Here is a 3,592-nt window from a genome sequence, read left to right as displayed (position 1 = left end):
ATGTGACAAATTTCGGACTTGCTGGCTGGACCGATAAGGGGCATACGGTATTGATCCATAGTAAAACGGATCTGTGGGCGATCGATGCTGCCGGGCATGATGCTCCCTGTTGCCTGACTAAGGGAATGGGACGGAAAGCCGGTATCCGGTTCCGCTATATAAAGCGAAAAGATGATGAAAGGTATATAGATTTGAAGGCCAATTTATATCTGGAAGCTTTTCAGCATAGAACCAAAAAATCGGGTTATTATGTGTTGACCCCTACCGGGGATTGTATGCAGTTGGTGTTTAGTGACCATCTGTATAAAAATTTGAAGTTTTCGGAAGATCGGTCACATTGCATCTGGAGAAGACAAAGTTTTACCGAGTATCCTGAGGTATATAAATCCGACAGTCTCTTCACAGAGATTGAAAAACTATCGGTGTCTGATAGTATACAGCAATCCTATCTTTGGGGTACTTCGGAATTAGTGGAATGGGAAAGTTTCGCTAAAGATTCCCTGCAAGGAATTTTGTGTAAACCGGAGAATTTTGATCCTTCCCAGAAGTATCCGATGTTAGTCTATTTTTATGAGAAACGGAGTGATAATCTAAATCGGTATAATATTCCTTCACCGATAGCAACTGTCATTAACTGGTCCTATTGTGTGAGTAACGGATATCTGGTTTTTATCCCGGATGTAGTATTTCGGAAAGGTGAACCGGGGGCCAGTTCGTATGATGCTGTCGTTAGCGGCGTAAAGAGTTTGATTGATCGGTATGATTTTATCGACAAAGACCGGATAGCCTTGAATGGACATAGTTGGGGAGGCTATCAGATTGCTTTTTTGGTAACCAGGACAAATATGTTTAAAGCAGCTGTCTCTGGTGCGCCGGTGGTGAATATGACGAGTGCCTATGGGGGAATCCGTTGGGAATCCGGGAAAAGTCGGATGTTTCAATATGAACAAACTCAGAGCCGGATTGGAGGAACTTTATGGGATAAGCCGGCAGAGTTTATCCGGAATTCTCCCCTGTTTTTTCTTCCTCAGGTACAGACTCCTGTTTTGATTATGCACAATGATAAGGATGGTTCTGTCATGTGGGAACAAGGTATAGAATTCTTCATGGCTCTCCGGCGTTTGGATAAACCTGTCTGGTTGTTCAACTACAAAGGTGAAGGACATCACTTGAAAAAATGGGAAAACCGCCTGGATTACAGTCGCCGGGTGATGGAATTTTATGATTATTACCTGAAAGACGGGAAAAAACCGGAATGGATGAAATCCTGAATGAGTAGTTTATAAGTTGGAATAATCCTCGTAAGTTACGTTTTTATATGAACTCACGGGGATTATTTTATAGTATTTATATACATCTTTACAGCAGATTTAAAAATGTAGGTTTAATTTTTTTCTTTCTATTCCGATTCCGGGTTTTATGCCGGAGGACCGGTTCGCCTGGAACGGTCCGTTAAGGCTTTCGTTGATTTCATCGGTTCTTCTCCTGCTCGGAAAAACAAAATCTTTTGTTTTTCTCTCGCTTATTCGAAGAACTCACTGACCGGCGGAACTCCTCACTCCGTTCGTCAGACACCACCGGTCGGGCGTTCGGAAAACCTAACCAGATCCTCGTTCCCGCTCCAATGGTCTTCCGCCATAAAACCCTGCATCTAACGTTAGAGCTAACCGGCAAAGAAAATACAAGCGGAAATTTACAGCCATAGGAAACCGGACCGTTCGGTTTATTTTCGGGGAGAATGGTATTTCTCAAATCAAGATCGGTCTGCAATTTAGTGATAACGTAAGTCGGAGGGGATCGTGTTTGGAGACCATTGGAGCTCTGTCGGTCGTCTATCTTTTTCTTTCACTGATCGGCGGAATTCCTCACTTCTCAAAAAAAACTTTACCTTACGTTTCCGTCAAACACCATTGGTCGGGCGTTCAGAAAAAGCAAGACGACACTCGTCAGAGCTCCAATCCTTCAAGTATCCCCAGGGAAAGCTTCTACCAATAGGGATCCAATAAGGCCCCAATAAGGTTTCAATAGGCCGGCAGTCAGTAATTGGGGCCCTATAGGGTTAGGAATGGGACGGAGATGGTAATAACTTTCTATTGATTTCCTATTGGCTGTAAAGATGCATATAAACGCCTTTTATTATTCAACCGATTAATAAGAAAAGCAGGAAGAGCATGGGATCTTTCAGTTGCTCCCTCAAACTGGTGTAGGCACTTTTTTTCAGGGATTTTACCGTGTTGACCGAAATGTTCAGTGTTTCGGCAATTTCATTGTTGTTTTTTCCGTTCAGACCCAATAAAATGATTTTCCGGGTTTGAGGGGGGAGAGTGTCGATGGCTTGATGGAGAATCCGCAAAGTTTCCTGATAGGTGATTTCATGCAGAAAATCCGGGTCCTCTGCTTTCGATACCGATTGTGTCTGTTGGTATTGTTGTTTTATTTTCTGGTGTTTAAGATGATCCAGACAGAGATTCCGGGCTGTGATATAGATAAAAGATTTTGCTTTTTCAGGCACGTCGAAATCCCTTCTGCGCTCATAAAGCCGGATAAATGTATCCTGTGTAATGTCCCGGGCAATAGCATCTTCTTCCGTATATTTCCGGACAAAACGGTATACGGGTTCGAAATAGAGCTCGAAAAATCTTTTAAATCCTTGGCTATTGGTCAACATCCTGTGAAAAACGTTCGTCTAAAAATTGAAACGGATAAAATAAATAAACGTTTTTGCAAATATACATTTTTGATTGTTTTTTTGAGATTTACAAGCCTTTATTTTCCAATGTAAAACACAAACTCTCATTATTGTTTAGTCTGTATCTCTCGTAAATTCTCTGGTAATAGCTGATGTTATTTCTCTATTCTTCATAATCTTCAAATTACGAACTTTCCAGCAATTCTATCATTTTATAGATGGTAGTTGATGGATTATTATATGTCTTCAACACCTTGGCTCTTGCTGTTGCTTTTGATGTCTTTTCGGACAGTTGCTGTTTCTCATTTAATGCCAAAGTTCCCTTTGTGTAGTGTTCAAGATGTCTTTTCAGTTTTTTTATGCAAGCGTTTTGAGTTAGTTCGGCATGACACTCCTCAAAGTGTAGCAAATACCACAACTCAATACACGGATTCGACACCAGCAATACTACATCTGGAATACTTTGCAGGTGTTCCAGCATTCCGTTTACATCTAGGTCAAACATTAGAAATGTTTTATCATTTTGGGTTGCAACATATTCCCGTTTGCAATTCTCTATATACCGAACGGATATGTTCGAATCGCTCTTTCTTGGGATAATCTGAATAGGCGCACGGTATTGTGAACGGAGGTGACTGATATAGGCAACCTCAGACTCCCCTTCACAGAAAACAAAGAAGTTTGGCTTCATTGTTTTGCCTTTGGACTTTCTTATTTGTCGTCCCATATCAGTTTCTATTTTATAAAACTATCCGTCTGTTCGTCAATATACGGGATGGCATCAAAACGACCTTGCAGATATGCCTTCTCTGCATCCAGCCCGTCGCGGAAATCTTTGTAATCAAACAGCGAATACAAATCCGAGGACCCGTCATCCCGTTTGTTGACAAAATATATCTGATC

At 41.4% G+C, this 3,592-nt stretch carries 3 protein-coding genes and 1 pseudogene; 1 reads left to right on the top strand and 3 read right to left on the bottom strand.

Annotated features, from left to right (window positions below; genetic code table 11):
- Positions 1–1,271 (top strand): alpha/beta hydrolase family protein (locus WS42_RS14360; protein WP_046451327.1); only part of this gene is annotated, 1,271 nt, incomplete at its 5' end.
- Between the two features lie 869 nt (positions 1,272–2,140).
- Here WS42_RS14360 and WS42_RS14355 read toward each other — a convergent pair.
- The 3 genes and pseudogenes from WS42_RS14355 to WS42_RS15720 all read right to left on the bottom strand — a co-directional run.
- Positions 2,141–2,668, bottom strand: a complete 528-nt coding sequence (locus WS42_RS14355) for an RNA polymerase sigma factor (protein ID WP_046451326.1) — start codon at positions 2,666–2,668, stop codon at positions 2,141–2,143.
- A 205-nt stretch (positions 2,669–2,873) separates the two neighbouring features.
- Positions 2,874–3,416 carry an RloB family protein gene (locus tag WS42_RS14350; RefSeq protein WP_013610447.1) on the bottom strand — a complete coding sequence of 181 codons (543 nt, stop codon included), beginning with the start codon at positions 3,414–3,416 and terminating at the stop codon, positions 2,874–2,876.
- A gap of 8 nt (positions 3,417–3,424) precedes the next feature.
- Positions 3,425–3,592, bottom strand: a pseudogene (locus tag WS42_RS15720) (AAA family ATPase); the annotation flags it as partial.

This window comes from Odoribacter sp. N54.MGS-14 (assembly GCF_000980295.1).
Lineage (GTDB): Bacteria > Bacteroidota > Bacteroidia > Bacteroidales > Marinifilaceae > Odoribacter > Odoribacter splanchnicus.
Note: the sequence above shows the minus strand (reverse complement) of the source record. Positions and strands in the feature narration are given on the sequence as shown.